At 69.6% G+C, this 16,321-nt stretch carries 14 protein-coding genes and 2 pseudogenes (1 of these 16 only partly in view); 8 read left to right on the top strand and 8 right to left on the bottom strand.

Going from position 1 to position 16,321, the window contains the following annotated elements; all coding sequences use genetic code 11:
- The 3 genes from JS521_RS37660 to JS521_RS17170 all read left to right on the top strand — a co-directional run.
- Window positions 1–698, top strand: the 3' portion of a protein-coding gene (locus tag JS521_RS37660) for a phenylalanine--tRNA ligase subunit beta-related protein (RefSeq protein ID WP_443732182.1). It extends 154 nt beyond the left edge of the window; 698 of the gene's 852 nt are visible here — the last part of the coding sequence; the start codon falls outside the window, past its left edge; it ends in the stop codon at window positions 696–698.
- Between the two features lie 484 nt (window positions 699–1,182).
- A complete protein-coding gene (locus JS521_RS17165; RefSeq protein WP_205083862.1) occupies window positions 1,183–2,532 on the top strand; it encodes an NsdA family TPR-like regulatory protein in 1,350 nt (449 codons plus the stop codon).
- An 86-nt stretch (window positions 2,533–2,618) separates the two neighbouring features.
- Window positions 2,619–3,149, top strand: coding sequence for an NUDIX domain-containing protein (locus JS521_RS17170; RefSeq protein ID WP_030712352.1), 531 nt, complete (start codon window positions 2,619–2,621; stop codon window positions 3,147–3,149).
- A 91-nt stretch (window positions 3,150–3,240) separates the two neighbouring features.
- Here JS521_RS17170 and JS521_RS17175 read toward each other — a convergent pair whose 3' ends face one another.
- From JS521_RS17175 to JS521_RS17190, 4 genes and pseudogenes are all read right to left on the bottom strand, one after another.
- Complete coding sequence (locus JS521_RS17175; protein ID WP_239487399.1) at window positions 3,241–4,419, bottom strand: cytochrome P450 family protein; 1,179 nt, start codon at window positions 4,417–4,419, stop codon at window positions 3,241–3,243.
- A 140-nt stretch (window positions 4,420–4,559) separates the two neighbouring features.
- The gene (locus tag JS521_RS37225) at window positions 4,560–4,769 is read right to left on the bottom strand and encodes a 3-hydroxyacyl-CoA dehydrogenase family protein (protein WP_275564197.1); all 210 of its coding nucleotides are present in this window, start codon (window positions 4,767–4,769) and stop codon (window positions 4,560–4,562) included.
- A pseudogene (locus JS521_RS17185) lies at window positions 4,735–5,071 on the bottom strand (tyrosine-type recombinase/integrase); the annotation flags it as partial. The pseudogene JS521_RS17185 and the gene JS521_RS37225, both read right to left, overlap by 35 nt.
- 62 nt (window positions 5,072–5,133) lie before the next feature.
- Window positions 5,134–5,902 (bottom strand): annotated as a pseudogene (locus JS521_RS17190) (transposase).
- Window positions 5,903–5,975: 73 nt separating this feature from the next.
- Here JS521_RS17190 and JS521_RS17195 point away from each other — a divergent pair.
- Window positions 5,976–6,359, top strand: a complete 384-nt coding sequence (locus tag JS521_RS17195; RefSeq protein WP_205083864.1) for a hypothetical protein — start codon at window positions 5,976–5,978, stop codon at window positions 6,357–6,359.
- 39 nt (window positions 6,360–6,398) lie between these two features.
- On the opposite strand, the gene JS521_RS37230 is transcribed toward JS521_RS17195, so the two are convergent.
- From JS521_RS37230 to JS521_RS17215, 4 genes are all read right to left on the bottom strand, one after another.
- The gene (locus tag JS521_RS37230; RefSeq protein ID WP_275564198.1) at window positions 6,399–6,533 is read right to left on the bottom strand and encodes a hypothetical protein; all 135 of its coding nucleotides are present in this window, start codon (window positions 6,531–6,533) and stop codon (window positions 6,399–6,401) included.
- Window positions 6,534–7,044: 511 nt separating this feature from the next.
- Window positions 7,045–8,349: an outer membrane protein assembly factor BamB family protein gene (locus JS521_RS17205; RefSeq protein WP_205083865.1), complete on the bottom strand. Its 1,305-nt coding sequence runs from the start codon at window positions 8,347–8,349 to the stop codon at window positions 7,045–7,047.
- A 185-nt stretch (window positions 8,350–8,534) separates the two neighbouring features.
- Window positions 8,535–8,699 carry a hypothetical protein gene (locus JS521_RS36695; protein WP_239487400.1) on the bottom strand — a complete coding sequence of 55 codons (165 nt, stop codon included), beginning with the start codon at window positions 8,697–8,699 and terminating at the stop codon, window positions 8,535–8,537.
- A gap of 399 nt (window positions 8,700–9,098) precedes the next feature.
- A complete protein-coding gene (locus JS521_RS17215) occupies window positions 9,099–9,377 on the bottom strand; it encodes a hypothetical protein (RefSeq protein WP_239487401.1) in 279 nt (92 codons plus the stop codon).
- Between the two features lie 134 nt (window positions 9,378–9,511).
- Here JS521_RS17215 and JS521_RS17220 point away from each other — a divergent pair, with 134 nt between their 5' ends.
- The 4 genes from JS521_RS17220 to JS521_RS17235 are packed head-to-tail and all read left to right on the top strand — an operon-like array spanning window position 9,512 to window position 15,768.
- Window positions 9,512–9,844, top strand: a complete 333-nt coding sequence (locus JS521_RS17220) for an SseB family protein (RefSeq protein ID WP_205083866.1) — start codon at window positions 9,512–9,514, stop codon at window positions 9,842–9,844.
- Window positions 9,834–10,499, top strand: a complete 666-nt coding sequence (locus tag JS521_RS17225) for a hypothetical protein (RefSeq protein ID WP_205083867.1) — start codon at window positions 9,834–9,836, stop codon at window positions 10,497–10,499. The genes JS521_RS17220 and JS521_RS17225 overlap by 11 nt, the downstream gene beginning before the upstream one ends.
- 2 nt (window positions 10,500–10,501) lie before the next feature.
- A complete protein-coding gene (locus JS521_RS17230) occupies window positions 10,502–15,298 on the top strand; it encodes a putative T7SS-secreted protein (RefSeq protein WP_205083868.1) in 4,797 nt (1,598 codons plus the stop codon).
- On the top strand, window positions 15,286–15,768 hold the full coding sequence (locus JS521_RS17235) for a hypothetical protein (protein WP_205083869.1): 483 nt from the start codon (window positions 15,286–15,288) through the stop codon (window positions 15,766–15,768). The genes JS521_RS17230 and JS521_RS17235 overlap by 13 nt, the downstream gene beginning before the upstream one ends.
- The last annotated feature ends 553 nt before the right edge of the window (window positions 15,769–16,321 follow it).

Genomic DNA, 16,321 nt, shown 5'->3' on the forward strand with positions numbered 1-16,321 from the left:
CCCCCCCCCCGCCCCCCCCCGGCGCCGGCGCGGGCGGCGCGCGCCCCCGCCCGGGCCCGCCGCGCCGCGCCGCCGGCGCCCGCGCGGGCGCCCGCCCCCAGGCCGGCTGGTGGGGCAAGGGCACCCCGGCGACCTGGGCGGACGCGATCGAGGCCGCCCGGTCCATCGCGGCCGAGGCCGGCGTCGAGGTCATCGTCCGCGCCGACCAGCACGCCCCCTGGCACCCGGGCCGCTGCGCCGCGCTGTACGTCAACGTGAACGGCGAGGAGACTCTCTTCGGACACGCGGGCGAACTGCACCCGCGCGTGATCAAGGCGCTCCACCTGCCCGAGCGGACCTGCGCTGCCGAGGTCGAGCTGGACGTCCTGGAGCGGGCCGTCGACGGAGCGCTCCAGGCGCCCCGCATCTCCACCTTCCCGGTGGCGACCCAGGACGTCGCGCTCGTCGTCGCCGGGGACGTCCCGGCCGCCGACGTGGAGCGGGCGCTGCGCGAGGGCGCGGGTGAACTCCTCGAATCGCTGCGGCTGTTCGACGTCTTCACCGGCGAGCAGATCGGCGGGGGCAACAAGTCCCTGGCGTACGCGCTGCGCTTCCGCGCCGCCGACCGCACGCTGACCGTCGAGGAGGCCTCGGCCGCCCGCGACAGCGCGGTGGCCCTGGCCGCCGAGCGTACGGGCGCGGTGCTGCGCGGGGCGTGACACCCAGGCGCCACGGCGTTGGGGGGGGGGGGGGGGGGGGGCCCCCCGGCCCCCCCCCCCCCCCCCCCCCCCGCCCGGCCGGCCCCCCCCCCCCCCCCCCCCCCCCCCCCCCCCCCCTTCTCCGTCCCGCCGATCGGCGGAGACCACACGCCGGATCCGGAGCGGGAACCGGGAGGAAACGCGGTTCCGGCCTCCGTTCCGCAGCCACCCTCCTTCGTCGTCGGTCAGTGGGCCGTGCGGTCCCGGGCGCCGTCCGCGCTGCCTCGGAGTGTCGGGCAGGTCAGCAGCGCGGACGGCGCGGGTACGGGTCGTAGGCCGTTACGAGGGGGAGCCGACGACCCGGCCGCCTCTTGCGAGGGAGTTCATTCAACCGAGCCCGGGCCCCGCGCGGCAGAGCGCACAGCAGGAGGGTTCGGGCATTCCGTTCACACCCCGTGTGAATCGTGCTCCACTAGGCTCATTGCGACACGCACCTGGGGGGACGATGGAGCCCAATGTCCTGCTCGAATCGCTGATCGAGGAGGCTGGTGTCTCCCGCGCGGGCCTCGCCGGTCACGTCAACCGGGCGGGCCGGTCCCGCGGGCTGAGCCTGCGGTACGAACACACCGCCGTCTCCCGCTGGCTCAAGGGCCAGCGCCCGCGCGGCCAGGTGCCCGACCTCATCTGCGAGGTGCTGGCGAGCCGGCTGGGCAGACCCGTCGGCCTCGACGACATCGGCATGGGCGCGTCGGCCGCCTCGGGGACGGACACCGGTGGCGAGGGCGCCTCCCTCTCCGGGTTCGTCGAGCGGGCCACCGCCCTGTGGCGCTCCGACGAACAGCAGCGCCCGCACCTGGCCACCGTCCCGGCCGTCACGGGAACCCCGGCGGTGATGCCGGTGTGGGAGTGGGAGAACCCTCCGGAGGACACCGACGTCTCGCGTCCGGGCCCCGGCCGGGTGAGCGCCTCCGACATAGCGGTGCTCAAGGCGGCCCGCGACCACTACGAGCAGATGTACCGCAAGACGGGCGGCATCGCGACCAGGTCCCGCGTCGTCCGCTTCCTCAACGCGGAGGCCGCGCCGCTGCTGCGCGGCGGCTACAGCGACGCGCTCGGCCGGAGCCTGCACCGGGCGACGGCGGGCCTGGTGGCGGTGGCCGGTATCTGCGCCTACGACTCCGACGCCCACGGCCTCGCCCAGCGCTACTTCCACCAGGCGTTGCGGCTCGCCAAGTCCAGCGGGGACCGGGGGCTCGGCGGCTATGTGATCGCCCTGCTGGTCACCCAGTCGCTGTTCCTCGGCGACTACCGCCGCTCGATCGCGTTCGCCGAAGCCGCGCTGCGAGCAGCCGGCGGGCACATCACCCCCGCCCTCGCCGCCGATCTGCACGCCATGCAGGCCAAGGCGTACGCCCAGCTCGGCGACGCGGCGAGCGCGCGGGCCTGCATCGGGAGGGCCGAGGCGCAGGCGGGCCGGATCCACACCGGCCGGGAGCCGGACGAGACGGGGTACGTCCAGCCGGGCCTGGTCGACGTCCAGGTGGCGGAGGCGCTGCTCGGTCTCGGGGACCTGCCCGCCGCCCGGGAGCACGCGGCCTCGGCGGTGCGCGCCCCGGCGCACGACCGGGGGCGTGTGCACCGGCTCGCGATGCTGAGCCATATCGAGCTGCTCCAGGGCGAGGCCGACCGCGCGGCCGGAACAGCGGCCGAAATGGCGCGAAGAGCCCGGGGGATGGAGTCCCAGCGGCTGCGCGACCGGCTGCGGCAGGTCCGGAGCGAGCTGGCCGCGAGCGGGTGCGCCGACGCCGTGGGAACCACCGATCTCATCGACGAGGCGCTCCGCGTGCCTCTGTGAGCTCCACCGACGCCCCGCCGTTCGTTCACCACTGTGGCCGAGCCTGCTGGCATGTTGACCCCAACATGTCGAAAGGCGGCAGAACCGTGCAGTGGACGAACTTAAGCGAACAGAATGTGTATCAGAACCCGTGGTTCCGGGTGAATCTGGCGGATGTCGAGCTCCCCGACGGCAGCCACCTCGACCACTTCGTCATCCGGCTGCGCCCCGTCGCGGCCGCCACCGTCGTCAACGAGGCCAACGAGGTGCTGCTGCTCTGGCGGCACCGGTTCATCACCGACAGCTGGGGGTGGGAACTGGCCGCGGGCGTCGTCGAGGACGGCGAGGACATCGCGGCGGCGGCGGCCCGCGAGATGGAGGAGGAGACCGGCTGGCGCCCCGGCGAGCTGCGCCCCCTGCTCACCGTGGAACCGTCGAACGGCCTCACCGACGCCCGCCACCACCTGTACTGGTCCGACGAGGCGCACTGGACCGGGCACCCGCAGGACGCCTTCGAATCCTCACGCCGGGAGTGGATACCCCTCAAGGTGGTCCCGGACATGATCGCCCGGGGCGAGGTGCCCGCCGCGAACATGGCGGCCGCCCTGCTGATGCTTCACCACCTGAGACTGGGCTGACCCCGGTCCCGTAAGAACGCCCCTGTACATGCGGGGAGCCGGCCCCGGGGTGACCGGGACCGGCCTCCTGACAGTGAAGCCGTACGGGATCTCAGAGCAGGACGGGAAGAGACTCCAGCCCGCTGACGAGCCGGGTCTGCCGCCGTTCCAACCGGTCCGCCGGTACGGCGAGCCGGATGCCCGGGAAGCGGATCAGGATCGCGCGCAGGGCGATGTCGGCTTCGGCTTTCGCGAGGGGCGCGCCGACGCACCGGTGGATGCCGTGGCCGAAGCCGAGATGACCGGTCGCGTCCCGGTCCAGGTCGAGCCGGTCCGGTGCCGGGAAGCGCTCCGGGTCGCGGTTGGCGGCCCCGAGGGCGATCAGCACGGGGACGCCCGCGGGGATCTCGGTTCCGCCCAGGGTGATGGCTTCCGTGCTGAACCGGAAAGTGGAGGTGCTCACCGGGGAGTCGAAGCGGAGCAGCTCGTCCAGGGCGCGGGGGAGGGCGTCCGGGTCGCCGCGCAGGCGTTCCATCGCGGCGGGGTGCCGCAGCAGGGCCAGTGCGGCGTTGCCGAGGAAGTGGGTGGTCGTCTCGTGGCCGGCGACGAGCAGCAGCACGGCCAGCGAGACCAGCTCCTCCTCGTCGAGGCGGTCCGCGCCGTCGCGCACGGCGATGAGGCGGTCCAGGAGCGAATCGCCCGGCCGCAGACGCTTCGACGCGATGAGGCCGGTCATGTACGCGGCGACGGCGTGCGAGGCGGCGTCGGTACGGTCGGGCCGTCCGGCGGAGAACAGTTCGGCGGACCAGTGCCGGACCTTCGGCCGGTCGGTCTCCGGCACACCGAGCAGTTCGCAGATCACCATGACCGGAAGAGGCACGGCGAGGTCGGCGACGAGGTCGACCGGCCCGCCGGCGGGCCACCGGTCCAGCAGTTCATCGGTCAGTCGGGTGATGGAGGGGCGGATCGCGGCGACAGCGCCGCTCGTGAACGCTCCGGTGACCAGCTTGCGGAGCCGGGTGTGACGAGGCGGGTCGCTGGCCAGCATGGTGTGCGCGACGGCGGGATGCAGCCGGCGCTTCGAGTCCTTGCCGGCGAAGAAGGCGGCGGTGTCCTTGGAAAGCCGCTCGTCGCCGAGAGCCTGCCGGGCTTCCGTGTATCCGGTGACCAGGTAGCTGTGGCGTCCGCCGGATCCGGATGCCACGGCCTGCACGGGGCATCCGGAGCGCGTGGCCGCGTCTGCGGGACAGGAGTCGTCGGCGGACTGGCTGTCTCGGGTGGTGTCGTTCAAGGTGTCCGGCTCCGAGCGGCGAGGTGTACCGGCGGGGGGCCGGTGGCCGGACGCGCTCGGGCGGTGCGGCCCGCCCCGGCCGGACGACGTGCCCGTCGGGCCCGGCGGCGTCGTGAGTGCCGGGCCCGTCAGCAGGACGGTCAGTAGGCGTAGAAGCCCGACCCCGTCTTGCGGCCGAGGCGGCCCGCGTCGACCATGCGCTGGAGCAGCGGAGGAGCGGCGTACAGCGGCTCCTTGTACTCGGCGTACAACTGGGCGGCGTTGCGCGTAGCCCTGTGACCTGCGGTTTCGCCGGTTGTGTGGCGGCTTTGACGGCGCCAGGGACTTCTCGGGGACTTTCGAGCCTGCATCAAACGAGCCACGTATCCATCGCGGCCAGTCCGCGCTTGCCCGCACCCGGCATGAAGTGAGCGTAGCAGTCGAGCGTGACCTTCGGGGATGAGTGCCCCAACCAAGTCGCCACGCTCACGATGGACTCGCCGGCCTCCAACTGCACACTCGCGAAGGTATGGCGCAGGACGTGGAACATGTCCGGCCGTGAGCGCTCGTAGACGGGGTGGAGGCGGACGCGGGAACCGTAACTCTCCGCCTTCTCGCCGACCTGGCGCAGAACCCCTGCGGTTACGAGAGCGGGCTTCCAGCTGCGCTCAGGGTTGTCCCGTAAGTGATCTTCACTTGAGGCGGTTGCGGCTGATCGTGGGGACATCTGTCTCTCTACCCTGCGAGGCTGATGTTGTGTAGGCGGGCGATGCCGAGCATGGCGTGGTGGACGCCGTCACCCCTTCAGCCGGCAGTCCCGCAGGATCGTCCACGTCTTCATCCGTGCGAAGGTGTGCTCGACGCGGGCGCGAACCTGTTTGTGCGAGCGGTTGTGCTCCTGCTTCCAGCTGGCCAGGTCCTCGCTGGCCTGGCGTCTATGCGGCATCACGAGCGCGGTGCCCGGATAGCCGCCGTCGGCCAATGTCGTGGTCTTGCCCACGGCGGACTGGGCTCCGGATTCATCCCACGCCTTGCAGTCGTTACGGTTGCCCGGCAGCGGTCGGCCCACCACAACGACGAGCCGCGTGTCGGCGTCGATAACGACCTGGTGGTTGGTGGAGTATCGATAGTTCTTGGACTTTTCCGCGATCGTGTGGTCCCGGGTGGGCACCAAGGTGCCGTCCACGATGAGCACGGCATCCTTCGCGAAGCGCCGCCGAGGCTGGAGCGCCAGCAGCGGGCCCAGATGGTCGATGCCCCGGTCAGCCGCCGACTTTGAGACTCCGACCAGCGGGCCAAGCTGGCGCAACGTCAAGTTCGTGCGCCAGTAGGACACGACGAGCAACACGCGATCCTCCAGCGAGAGCTGCCAGGGCCGGCCTCGGAGCGGCGCGTCGGCTCCCTCGCGGCGCAGCGCGGTCACCAACTTGCCGAAAGCTCGTGGCGTCAGCCCGGTGAATGGAGCTATCCAGGACGACTGCGACGCCGTGATCACACCAACCATGCGGTAGATCATTTCAGTTGCTGGCACGCCCCCCACGACCGATCCTGAGCACCAGACAAACAAGGAGAACAGGATGGGGCTCGTGCTCTTCCCAGGAGACGACGATGTGACCAGCCCGGACATCTCCTGGTCCTACACCGGATTCAACATGTTCCGGGAGTGGCTGGCCCAGGCTGAGGGGTTCACCCTCTCTGAGATGCACGGATTCGACGGAGACCGCCCGTGGAGCAGCGTCTCCACACCGCTGACACCACTACTCGACCATCCAGATGACGATGGCCCGGACCTCACGCCCGCTCAATGCGCGGCCATGCTGCCCCGGCTGGAGGCCATCATCGATGAGCGGCACCACGATGGCAGCGACCCCGCTCTCGCACGACGCATCGATGACACCCGCCAACTGGTCACCGTCATGAAGTTCTGCCTGGACAGGGACGTTGAGATCATCTTCGGCTGATCACCAAACCGCAGGCGCCCACAACTTACGGGACAGCCCTTAGGCGATGTAATGCCGCAGGGTCGCCACCTCGACCTCGCCCCACGCCGTCAGGGCGTCGTCCAGTCCCGAGTACAGGTCCCGCAGGCACTCCGGGACGAGGCCGGCGCTTCCCGGCGCTGGACCTACCGGCACCGTCGGCGCGCTGTCGACTGCGGCGTCCCGCTCCCGGGCCGCCGGGACGCAGCCGGGTTCGGGGAGTCGACGAGCAGCAGGCTCAGCAGGCCGCCGTCGAAGACGCGGTAGCGCACCAGCGATTCGCTCGGGCAGCCGCTGCACGGCCACGCGGTCGTGGTGGGAGAAACCGGCCGCGATGCAGACCATCCGCGGCCGACGCCAGTCGATCGACTCGGCGGCCTCCGCGCCGAGTGCCCTCCGGACGAGCGCCTCGAACTCGTGGTGCGCCGAGGCCAGCCAGGACCGGTAGGAGACGGCCTGCGACAGTACCCCGCTGTTGGAGCCCTTCTTGAACTCGACCTTTCCGACCTCACGTGGTCATGTGACGGCCTTGACCTGGGCTTTGGCGAAGCGTGCATGTTCGCGACGTGGGGAAAAGTCATGCCGGTGCTGTCTCGAGACTGACCATGGCGGCGGGCCGGTTTTTCGCTTCTCCGGGACGGAGTCGACCGTGCGAGGGTCTCCTGGATCAGCCGGTGGTGCGGTAGGCAGCCACGTTGTTCTTTTCGTCTTCCAGGGCGATCCCGGCGTACCCGTTAACCACCACGGGGGCGAGTTCGGGCGAGGCGTTGATATCGGCCCCAGTCTGGGTGTTGAGGAGGATGGGCCCGTTCTCAGTAGTGCCGTAGAGGATGCCGTTGTGTACGGCGCTGACGTCGGGCGCGACGCGGTTGTTTGCGCGGTCGGGGAGCTGCCAGCGTAGTTTGGCGCTGTCGGCGTCGAGGCCGAAGGCTCGCTCGCCCCTGGAGGAGTAGCAGACCGTGACGGACTTTCCGTCGTAAGTGCAGCTCAGGGCACTGGAGCCTTCTTGGATGGAGCTAGCGACCTGGCCGGTGTGGGTGTCGAGCAATTGGGCGAAGTCGTCTCCGTCGCCGTAGTCACGGCCGGTGAATAGTGCGAGGTTGGGGCCGGCGAGGCTCGTGGATGCCGCATAGCCGACTTGCTCGGCGGTCCACCGTGGGTTACCGGTACTGAGATCGACGCCCTTCGCCTGCTGTTGGGCGGTGTTGTCCAGATTGTCTATACCGACGACGGTGTCACCAGCGACCACGGAAGCTGCAAAATTCTTGGTCCATAGCACTTTGTGGGTGGTCAGGTTCACGGCGTAGGTGACGGCATGCTCATCGTTCGAGACCTGGATGACGGCGACGTCGTTCTCCGCGCCGACGGCCGTGCTGGTGAGCCGGCTATAGGAGTTCTCGGCCCACTGGGGCAGTGTGATCTGCGTGCTCCATGCCCTTTTTGCAGTGGCGGCGTCCACGCCTGTGATCTCGACCGCGTTGTGGCCGGCGGTGGTGCCTGAGCCGGAAATCCGGACCAGAAAGGGCACGATGACCTGTGCATTGGCGTCGACGGTGCTGATGACAGGGGCCTCGGCGGGGTTGTCACTGGAGAATTCGTTGGGCTTGTTCAGTGGGTCAAGCTGGGGGCTCACGTTGGCCAGGCGCTTGCCGGTGGTCGTGTCAACGGCCAGCAGGTAATTCTCAGCCGAGATGTAAGCGGTGGTCCTGTAGAGGGTGACAGGCAGAGGGCGCGCGATGTTCCCGCTCAGGGTGATCTTGCCGTTGCCTGCTTCCTCGGGCAGGGGGACGGGGCGACTGCGGCTAAAGGATCGTGGCGGGTCGTAGCTGATGCGCTTTGGTGCGACGTTCGGCGGCTGCTTGCCGTCGGGCTTGTCGGGCGCGGGTTCGCCGTTGCTGCACGCGGCCGTCAACAGGAGCATTGCCGCCGCGCAGGCTGCGCCGATGACCTGGTTGGTGCGCCGCCGTGACACGTCTATCTCCCTGCCGTATGCGAGTGTGTATCAGGGTGGCGCCGACCGCGAGAGCGATCCTGCGGATACCAGGTCGCAGCCTGTGCCTGCCCGGACTGATCTTTCCATGAGGGAGCAAACGACGGGTCCAAATGGATCGATCCGGCTTGTAGGCGATGCCAGAGGCGGGATCGCGTTGCTGGGCGTCAGGACCGATCGAGGAGTTCGGCCTCCAGGGCGGCGAGTCGGCGGTCTTGGAAGCGTAGGTTGGAGCGGCCAGCGTCCAGCCGCTCTTGCAGCGTACGGTTGTCCGCCTCCACCTGGCGCAGACGCTGCTTGAGCGCGATGTTCTCGGCGGCAATGCGGGCCACGGCCTCCTGGGGGTACTCGAACTCCAGGTTGCGGACCTGACCCAAGAGGTTTCCGATCCGGGTGCGCTGGGTGTGGATCTCGGCGTGGGCGTCCTTAAAAGCAACCTCGGCGTTAAGCGCCCGCTCCCGCCAAGCGGCTTCCTCAGTGCCGGTGGAGGCGGCCGGCGAACGCTGGCGGGTGGTACGTGTGGCGGCTTGTTCAACGAGGGTGCGGGCCTGGAGACTTTCGTAGAGGAAGGTGCCGGAGACACCAGCATGTCTGGAGACCGCGGGGGAAGGTGATCGTGGCGCGGTCGCGGCGCAGGCGGACGATTGCCGCCCGTACCTGCTCGAGTTTGCGATCGGTGGCGCGACGGCGTGCGGCGATAGCGGCAGCGGTCCGCTCCGGAGTGGGGCCGCTCACGCCGTCCTGCCTTCGGGGAACCTGTCGTGCTCGGTGCCCATGCCGGGGATGGTGGTGGCCTGGGCGAGGTCGGCAGCGGGAAAGTTGAGGCTCCACAGTCGTTGGAAGTAGTCCTGGGGGCGGCGCAAGTCCAGGGCGAGGGCCTCGTCGAGGAGACCGAGTCCAGCCAGGGCCTGCTCGAGGCCGTCAATGGCGCGGGTGGTGGGGGGAGGTGCCCATGCCCATGAGGCGAAGGGGCGGGGCGCTTGGGCCTGCGAGAACCGGCCCACCCGCATACTTGTTCTGCCTTACGGTGCCGTCAGCCGACCAGGACGAGGGGGAACCCGTGGGACAGCCGAGGACGATGCTCGCCCAACGAATATCCGAGCAACGGGCGGGGGTTGGTGATCCAAGGACGTTGGTGGGTGAGATGCGGCGCACGGTTCTTCTGGTTCCATCGGCGGAGCCCGGCCTGTGGAGTGCCCGATCGGGCGGTGTTCGGTGGATCTGTGCGTTCACGGACGAGACGGCGCTGGCCCGCTTCGCTGTTCACCATGGCCCGGGTGATCGTCTGATGGACTACGTCGCGCTGCTCGGGGCGCGGATCGTGGATGAGATCGTGCCGACTTTGGACGAACCCGCCGGGCTCGCGGTGGACATCGCCGACGAGGACGGAGCGATGTTCTTCCCGCCGGTCAACGGCATCGTCCCGGACGGCGCGGCGGTCGACTCCGGCGCAGGAGGGGGCGGCCGTGAGCACTGACGGATCGGACCTCGCCTTCGATCAGACGTCGGTGGTGAAGTTCACGCAGGGCGTGGGCGCGACCATCGATCAACTCGGCGAACTCGGTGGCGCCACCGGGTCGGTGATGGGCAAGGGGTTCTCGGGTCTGGCCATGACGGGCATGGAGGCAGGGCATCGAGGGCTGTCGGTGGATTTCGAGGATTTCTGCGAACGGTGGGAGTGGGGAGTACGCGCCCTGGTGAGCGACGCGAGCGCGCTCGCGGACCGTCTCGGGCTGGCGGCGGGCACGCAGTGGGAGCACGACCAGTACGTTGAGGGTTCCTTCAAGGTCGGCGTCAGCGCAGCGATGGGCGGTAGCCCACACGCCAGCGAGGAGGACATCTCCCAGCAGGGCTGGGGCGACATCTTGACTCCCGACTACCTGGACCCGGACTGGAGTGCCGAGTCGTTCGAGAAGGCCGGCCAGGACGTGGAGCAGACCTGGAAGGACACCGGCCGCACCGTTCTCACCGAGGGACAGGGCGGTCGGGAGGCGGAGAGGCTCAAGACCGAGCTCGGCCTCAGCGAGGGGCAGTGGGACCGGGCACTGGACGACGCGTTCGGGCCGTCGCCCGAGGAACGCGCCCAGCAGGCACCGCAACAGGGCGACGCGAGCGCAGGCGGGGACGACTGAGGATGGGCGTCGAGGATTTCATCAGGGACATCACGCCCGACTCGGTCGAGGATGTGGTTGAGGACGGTGTGGAGTGGGCCGGCAACCGGGTCGAGGGCGCCGGGAACTGGACGGCGGACCGGCTGGACGACGTGGGCTGGGAATCCGGTTCGGACTGGGTGCGGGAGCAGTCGCGCTCGGTTGCGAACCGGATGGGCGCCGATGTCGACGAAATGGACCTCGGGCAGACCGAGGACAAGGCCAAGCTGGTGTACGGAAGCCCCAGCAAGCTCCATGCCACGGCGGAACAACTTCGCTCCTTTCAGAAGGCGTTCGACGACGCCGGGGGCGGGTTGAAGGGCCTCGACTCCTCGCGGCTGAAGGGCGAGACGGCCAATGCCCTGCGCACGGCGGTGAGTACCCAGCCGCCGAAGTGGTTCACCGGTGCCGATGCCTTCGAGAAGGCTGCTGCCGCGCTGGAGGCGTTCGCCTACACCGTCACCTGGGCACAGAACCAGGCGCAGACGGCTATCGACATGTGGAAGGTAGGCGTCAAAGCCTCCCAGGGCGCGGCCGACGGACACCGCAAGCGGATCGACGACTACAACAAGGCCGTGAGCCGCTACAACGCACAGGCCCCCGAGGAGCGCAACCCCGGCACTCTGCCGCCCTGCCCAGCGCCGACGTTCGACGACCCTGGCAAATCGATCATGCAGGACGCGCAGGAACTCCTCGCCCAGGCCCGCGAACAGCGGAACACTGCTGCGGAGACCGCCCGCAGCGCCGTCCGCGCCGCCCGGGACAAGGCCCCTGAGAAGCCCACGTACGCACAACAGGTGGCCGGCGGTCTGCAGGAACTGCAGATCATCAACGACCACGTCGGCGGCGGCGTCATCAAGGGCACCGCAGGGCTGCTGAACTTCGTCCGGGGGATCAACCCGCTGGACCCCTACAACATCACTCACCCCGCCGAGTACGCCACCAGCCTCAACAGTCTGGCCGCCGGTCTGGTCGTCACCGCCAACGACCCGGTCGGCACCGGCAAGCAGATGATCAGCGACTTCATGAAGGACCCCGCGGAAGGGTTCGGCCGGTTGCTGCCCGACGCGGCCCTGACCGCGGCCACTGGCGGGGGCGGCGCCGTCGCCAAGGGTGTTCGCCTCGCCGCGGATATGGCGAAGGCCGCCCGGGCCCGTCGGCTGCTCGACAACGCCCCCAACGGTACCCACAATCGTCCCGACGGGCGCCGCGTCGTCGCCAACACCGATCCGGTCGACCTCGCATCGGGACGGATGTTCCTGCCCCAGACCGACCTGGTGCTGCCGGGAACCCTGCCGCTGGTCTTCACCCGCCGCACCGAATCCGGTCTGCCGGCAGGCCGGTTCCTCGGCCCCTCTTGGACCTCCACCGTCGACGAGCGCCTGGAGATCGACGCTGCCGGCGTCGTCCACGTCACCGCCGACGGCCTCCTGATTCCCTATCCGCACCCCGCCCCAGGCACCCCGACCGAACCGGAGTCCGGGACCGCCCGCACACTGCTGGCCCGTGACGTGACCGGCGATTACACCGTCACCGATCCCGGCACGGGCTTGGTCTGTCACTTCACCGCCCCCGCCGACAGCGAACCGGGCGGCGACGGCGATGCCTGGCTGGACCGGGTCGAGGACCGCCACGGCAACTGGTGGGCCGTGGAACGTACCGAGAACGGCGCCCCGCTCGCCCTGGCCTGCTCTGCCGGGCGCCGGGTGGCTGTCACGGCGAGCGACGGTCGGGTCACGGCCCTGGCCCTGGCGGGAGCGGGAGAGAACGGGGCGGACCTGCCACTGATGCGCTACGGCTACGAGGACGGAAACCTCACCACCGTAGTCAAACCGTCCGGTGCCACCACCACCTTCGTCCACGACGACCGCCGCCGCGTCACCGCCTGGATCGACTCCAACAACAGCCGCTACGACTACACATACGACGACCGAGACCGCGTCATCGACGAGGGCGGTCAGGCCGGCCACATCCAGATCACCCTCACCTACAGCGAACCCGACCCGGACACCGGTCTTCGCACCACCGCCCTCACCACGGCCGGCGGACACACGACCCGACACCGGATCGATCGCCATTGCCGGGTGGTGGCCACCACCGATCCGCTCGGCCACACCACCAGCTTCACCTACGACAACCGCGGCAACACCCTGACCCGCACTGATCCGCTGGGCCGCACCACCGCCTTCACCCACGACGAGGACGGTCGCCTGCTCGCCGTCACCCGCCCCGACGGGAGCGAACTACGCACCGTGCGCGACCCGTCGGGTGCATCCACGGAATTCCGCGGGCCGGACGGCGCTCGCTGGCTCCAGGAATTCGACGAGCACGGCAGCCGAACCGCAGTCACCGACCCGGCCGGCGCCACCACCCGGTACACCTATGACGGCCGGGGCAGGCTGACCACCGTCACCGACGCCCTCGGCGCCACCACCACCGTGCGCTGCGACGCCGCGGGGTTGCCGGTGGCAGTGACCGACCCGGCCGGCGGCACCACCCGCCTGGAGCGCGATGCTCTGGGCCGGATCGTGCGCACCGTCGATCCGATGGGCAGCGTGACCCGGGTCGTCCTGGACGAGGACGGCAATCTCGCCCGCCGTGTCGCCCCGGACGGTGCCGCCGAGTCGTGGACGTACGACGGCGAGGGCAACGCGCTCACCCACACCGGCCTGGCCGGCGGCATATCCCGCTTCGAGTACACACACTTCGACCTGCTCACCACCCGCACCGGACACGACGGCAGCCGCCACACGTTCGAGCACGACGCGGATCTGCGGTTGATCCGGGTCACCGGCCCACACGGCACCTGGTCCTATACGTACGACGCCGCCGGACGGCTCGCTTCCGAGACGGACTTCGACGGCCGCACTCTCACCTACCGGTACGACGCCGCCGGGCAGCTCACCGCCCGGTCCGACAGCCTCGGCCGGACCGTGTCCTACATCTACGACCAGCTCGGCCAAGCGGTCCGCAAGGACGTGGCGGGCAAGGTGACCACCTACGCGTACGACCGGGCCGGACGCCTGCTGCACGCGGCCGGACCGGACAGCGAGATCGTCTACGCGTACGACCGGCGTGGCCGGACCAGGACCGAACTCGTAGACGGCCGCGCCATGAACTACGCCTACGACACCCTGGGCCGCCGGGCACGCCGCATCACCCCCACCGGTGCGATCACCGAGTACGGCTACGATTCCGCCGGCCGTGCCGCCCGAATAGCCAGCGGCGGACGCGAGATAGCCTTCACCCACGACGCGGCCGGCCGGGAACTCGAGCGTGTCTTCGGTGGATCCCTCACTCTGGCCTCCGCCTGGGACGAGGCCGGAAGGATCTGCGCGCAGCACCTGACTGTCGAGGGCCGCGCCCTCAACCGCCGGCAATACGCCCACCGCGCCGACGGCTACCTCACCTCCGTGACCGACGATCTTTCAGGCTCCCGAACCTTCGACCTGGACGCGTCCGGACGGGTCACCGGGGTCCACGCCGAGGGGTGGACCGAGCGTTATGCCTACGACGCCGCCGGCAACCAGACGGCGGCCTCCTGGCCCGATTCACACCCCGGCCACGACGCCACCGGCCCCCGCTCCTACACCGGAACCTCCGTCACCAGGGCGGGCAAGGTCCGCTTCGAACACGACGCCCTCGGCCGCGTGACCTTGCGCCAAAGAACCCGTCTGTCAGGCAAGCCCGACACCTGGCGCTATGAATGGGACGCGGAGGATCGTCTCGTCGCCGTGGTCACACCCGACGGCACCCGCTGGCGCTACCTCTACGACCCCTTGGGCCGCCGCACGGCAAAACAGCGCCTCGCTGACGACGGTGAGAGCGTCGCAGAGGAGGTCCGCTTCTCCTGGGACGGCACGACCCTGTGCGAACAGACCGTCCACACACAGGGCCAGCCACACATGGTCGCCCTCACCTGGGACCATCGCGGCCTGGTCCCGCTGTCCCAGACGGAACGCCTTCTTACCCCGGACACTCGGCAGGAGGAGATCGACCGCCGGTTCTTCGCCATTGCCACCGACCTCGTGGGAACGCCCACCGAACTGGTCGACGAGTCCGGCGAGATTGCCTGGCGGGCCAGGAGCACGCTCTGGGGCACCACCGCCTGGGCCCGCTCCAGCACGACGTACACCCCTCTGCGTTTCCCCGGCCAGTACTACGACCCCGAGACCGGTCTCCACTACAACCTCTTCCGCCACTACGACCCGGAGACCGGCCGCTACACCTCCCCGGACCCGCTCGGCCTCGGCCCCGCGTCGAATCCGGTCGCCTATGTGCACAATCCGTTCACCGTCTGCGACCCCCTCGGGCTGTCGCCGTACTCGCGGTTCAAAGGGCTGGGCTGGTTGACGGACAAGCTTTTTGAGCGCCCGTCATACCGGTACCAACGGCTCGTCACCGACCAGAGCTACGAGCAGCAGTGGATCCTGCCGGACGGCCGGGAGGTCCACGTCGACGGAGGCCCGCGGGACGGTTGGATCACGGAGGCGAAGTGGACCGGTGGTGACAACCTCGGTGAATGGAAGAAGTCCCCGTACAACCCTGCTTTCAGGCGTTACGACGAGAGCCGGCTCGTCACGCAGGCCGAAAAGCTGCTCGCCCTCAACGAGGATCTGGGAGGTAAGGGAGTCCGCTATATGGTGTCCAATGAATGGGGTGCCGCGCATGTGAACGAGGTGCTGTCCAAGGCCTTCCCCGAGGCCTACGCCAGCGGGCAGCTGAAGGCGTATCACGTGCCTGGCAACGGCATGAGTGGAATGAGTTCATGGCTGCAGTGATCGCAATGTTGGAAGAGCTGAGGGACATCACCCCGCTGACCGCCGAGGCTGCGGCGGCGCGGTTCGCGGCTCAGGGGTGGACGCCCGGGAGTAAGATCCGTGACGGCGTGGAGACGGCGTGGGACAAGGGCAGCGTCGAGGGCGGGATCCAGACGTTCGGCGGTGACGCGGTCAGCGTCTCGTTCTTCGTCTGGATCCGCGACGTCGACGAGTCGGGCTACTTCGACGACGTGGAAGCCGTCTACGCGCAGGGGGAGCAGGCGCTGGCCGACTTCCTCCCCGAGATCGAGGGATCCTCTCTTGCCGGCCACCTCGTCGAGGCCGAGCAGACGGAGGCGGATAGGGACGAGTTCATCAAGCTGAAAAAGTGGACCCTTGGCGCCCGGATCCTGACCGCCGGTGTGATCCAGCAGGACGCCGATCTTCCGGTGATGGTCATGGTGGTGCTGGAGGAGCCGGGGGCCGCCTGACCGAGCCCGTACGCCAGGGTGCCCGCGTGTCTCCATCCGATGCCAGTCAGTGAGGGCGAAGGGGAGGCGCGGATCCCTCTGGACATGCCGACACGGGACAACATGAGCGTACCCAACTAGTGCCTTCTGAACAGGCGAAACAGCAGCTGGCGGCGCTCCCGGGCACGGTGTGTCGGACCGCTCGTGGACTCGCAATGCGTAGGTCCCAGGTCCGAGTCGCAGGGACTTTTCAGGGACTTTCAGCTCTGTCGGAGGGACATCCGAGGGGGTTTTCGCAGTACAAGCACGGAAGGCTGCGACAGCGCTGAAGGCCCCGGGCTTCGGGCCCACGCATCCGCGCCGTCGCTCCATAGCGCTCCGGCACGGGGTCGGGTCGGCAGTGAAAGACGAGGCTCTTTCGGAGCCGCACACGGCCCTGACCTCGGAGAACGTGCCCCGGGGGGGGCCCCCCCCCGGGGGCCCCGGCCCCCCCCCGGGGGGGGGCGTAAGGGGGGAAAGCCCCCCCCCACAAAGGGGCCGCGGGGCGCCCCGGCGCCCAACGCCGGGGGCACCG

The sequence above is a fragment of the Streptomyces durocortorensis genome, assembly GCF_016901035.1.
Classification (GTDB): domain Bacteria; phylum Actinomycetota; class Actinomycetes; order Streptomycetales; family Streptomycetaceae; genus Streptomyces; species Streptomyces durocortorensis.